2 protein-coding genes are annotated in these 2354 nt (G+C 33.3%); both read right to left on the reverse strand.

The window, feature by feature from the left end:
- Positions 1 to 280 precede the first annotated feature (280 nt).
- Positions 281 to 988: a hypothetical protein gene (locus VFM92_RS08865; RefSeq protein ID WP_325121854.1), complete on the reverse strand. Its 708-nt coding sequence runs from the start codon at positions 986 to 988 to the stop codon at positions 281 to 283.
- Positions 989 to 1150: 162 nt separating this feature from the next.
- Positions 1151 to 2041 (reverse strand): nucleotide-binding protein, encoded by an 891-nt coding sequence (locus VFM92_RS08870; protein WP_325121855.1) that lies wholly within the window; start codon positions 2039 to 2041, stop codon positions 1151 to 1153.
- Between the last annotated feature and the right edge of the window lie 313 nt (positions 2042 to 2354).

The following is a 2354-nucleotide window of genomic DNA, read 5'->3' on the forward strand; positions in this document are numbered from 1 at the left end:
TTACCGTTTATAAGCACACTGCTTATACGGCTTGCCCGATAAAACTTAAGCCTTTCAGGCTAATGCACCCGAATTTTTAACCTCCACATTTTCTGCCCACCGACTAGCAGAAAAATCCGCCAAGGAAGAAATTAAATCTAACGTTATGGCTATGATGAGTGGGGCTTAGAAACTACTAAGCTTGCCAATTGCACACAGCCACAGCCATTAATAAATTTACACATTGTGGCTGACTTTCCAAAAGCCTCCAAACTTCCCTGACTGATGAAATCCCATTCATTCATAGGTGATGTTGTACACCTTTTATTTCTGAGTCCATATCCAGTTCTTTTACCTTTATTTTATTATTTATTTTTAAATAGGTTTTCTTATTCAAGTCGTCTAAGGTATAAACCGAAAAATTTTGACCTGAATGAGTTTGTCCAATAATGTTATGTAGTGTTTTTGGGTCTTGATAGCAATAAAAACTGAGTTTGTCCGACTTAAAAAGCCCATAACAGTTTGTCTTTTGCAACTCATTATTTGAATGTTGAATTAATAGGTTGAAGTCATAAAAGGGGATACTGGATGGACACCTAACTACAGTCGGAGACATCTGTTCAATCACAAAATCATCAAAAGTGATATTAGCATAAGAAATTCCTAAAAAGTCTTTTATGATGTCATTTATTTTGTCTGTTCCATTACTAGTAACTAAATATTTTGTACCATTTTCAAAATCAAATTTCATATTCTTTGTTGATTTATATGGCTCTTCTGATAAGTCCGCATGGCTATTTTCATAAATTTTGAATTTAGTTACTAATTCAATTGTCCGACCAATAAGCCAGATAGGTAAGAAAATCCAAGATTTTAAATTTCCAAGGTCTGGTTCAAAGAACCCGAAAAATCCTCTAACGATATCTTTCGGATATTTTATAATGACTGCAACTGTTGCAATTATTAACAGCACAATTAGAATCTCTATTATTAATGTGAAATTTTCCATTTCATGACATGGTGTACAACGTTAAGTATATGGCTTGGTGGCGGTTTTCAAAGTACTTTCCTCCCTATCCAAGCAAATGTTATTTAAATGTACAAAACTTTCCTTTATGCTTAACTCGCCATAAGCTATATGTAGTGTTGTGTGCTGGCTATTTATTCATCTTTACAAATCATCTGCCGTTACACTATAACCTGCAATTCTTAATTCTCTTACAAGTTTTAGTTTCCATCCATCAGCATCGTCTATCGGAACATATACAATTCCATCTAAATCTCCTGGTTTATCAACACCATGCTCAATTAGTAGAAATACTTTATTTCGACCCAACTTTCCTATGAAATATCCCATTTCAAAAACAACATTTTGTCTCGCACGAGCCTTATAAGCAGTCTCTTTATTTGATTTCCCTACATCATCAGATGTTAAAAGTATGATTGCGAAATTGACATCAGAACTGTTTTTTTCAAATTTCTCGATAATAGTTCTTCCTTGCTCTGCTTGTTCATGTAAAATAATTGGTTCTAACTTCAATTGAGATAAAGTCCTTGCAAGAGTTTGTTTTATTTCATTGTTATGCCCATGCACAATAAAAATTTTATTGGTTACATCTTTTGAAATTATGGCATCTTTTGCAACAGCATCTTTTGTCATTGGAATTAATGCCAATCTCTCAATTAAACTTTCTAATACAGTAACTTGATTTTGAATATCCTCCTTGCGTTCTTTCACCCAATCTGACCAAATACTGCTTCGTTCTGCTTTTTCATATTCTTGCACATATTCATTATCTGGTGTATCAAATGAACGTTTCAATAATTCAGTATTGAATTGTTTCCATTTGTTATATTGAGCTATAAATTTTTTCTCTTCTGCTTCATCGTATATACCTCGAGTTCCACCAAAACTATCACGTGTTTCATGTAACATTTTAACTGGATAAATGAAAAGTTCATTGCCAATAATAATCCTTTCACTTATAAGCGTTTCAAACTCATCTTTTTCGATAGTCAGTTTACTTGAAATTTCTTTTACATTTCCATTTTGTTTTGTCATTATTCAAGATTTTGTGTTTTGTCTATGACAGCTGAGTTTTAAGCTTGCACACAACGTTAAGCATATGGCTTGGTGGCGGTTTTCAAAGCGCTTTCCTCTCTGACCACACCAAAGTTAATTAAATGTACAAAGTTTTCGTTTACCACTTCACCCGCCATAAGCTATATGTAGTGTTGAACTAAACCGTTTCTTTGAGGAAACGGTAAAATGAGGTATGATTAAATTGTAATGGTAAACAAAAAAGTTACCATTATGAAAACTCAAACAAAAAGCAATGCTTTAGAGCATCTTAAAAGAGAGCTGGAATTCCGGA

The sequence above is a fragment of the Marivirga sp. genome (genome assembly GCF_035704835.1).
Classification (GTDB): Bacteria; Bacteroidota; Bacteroidia; order Cytophagales; family Cyclobacteriaceae; genus Marivirga.

Excerpts from the sequence above, each read along its gene's own strand:
- VFM92_RS08865 (WP_325121854.1), bottom strand. The coding sequence starts at position 988 with ATGGAAAATTTCACATTAATAATAGAGATTCTAATTGTGCTGTTAATA.
- VFM92_RS08870 (WP_325121855.1), bottom strand. The coding sequence starts at position 2,041 with ATGACAAAACAAAATGGAAATGTAAAAGAAATTTCAAGTAAACTGACT.